The organism is Halococcus morrhuae DSM 1307, assembly GCF_000336695.1.
Taxonomy (GTDB): Archaea; Halobacteriota; Halobacteria; order Halobacteriales; family Halococcaceae; genus Halococcus; species Halococcus morrhuae.
Genome location: NZ_AOMC01000099.1, coordinates 1 through 496, shown reverse-complemented (window position 1 = coordinate 496; position 496 = coordinate 1). Strand labels below are relative to the sequence as shown.

Annotated in this window: 1 protein-coding gene; it reads right to left on the bottom strand. The window is 56.0% G+C overall.

Translation table 11 applies throughout. The annotated features are described in order from the left end of the window. Positions 1 to 158: 158 nt before the first annotated feature. Positions 159 to 496, bottom strand: a 338-nt coding sequence (locus C448_RS07610) for an IS66 family transposase (RefSeq protein WP_004053463.1), incomplete at its 5' end; no start/stop codon positions are given.

The following is a 496-nucleotide window of genomic DNA, read 5'->3' as shown; positions in this document are numbered from 1 at the left end:
ACCGGATCAACTGACGTCGATACTCGGAGGAGAGCAACCAGAATCACGTGCAGAGGCATCTACGAGAGGACCGCGCTAAACACGTACAACCGCGTAATCGCTACGTACACTGATGAAGAGTTCTACGTAGTTGGATAGCGGGACTGGTCACTCACGGATCAAGATGTCTCTGATCGTGCCTCAAGATCCCGACCACCGAGCATTGATCGTAGCTGTTCGGGCGGATCAAGACCACGCCGCTCCCATGTCGCTAACATCGTCGTAATCGTCTCGTGGATACGGACTCCTTCGGCTGATCGGAGACTCCGGAACATCTTCCGCAGCATCACCTGTTCGCGCAGAGCGCGCTCTGCGCGATTGTTCGTCGAATCGACGTCCGGCTCCGTCACGAATGTCAGCCAGCTCCCCAACCCGTTCCTGATCTTCCCCACCAAATCCTGCACTTCCTTCGCTTGGTAATCCTCCCTGAGTAGCCCCTCCAGATGTAACGACGCAT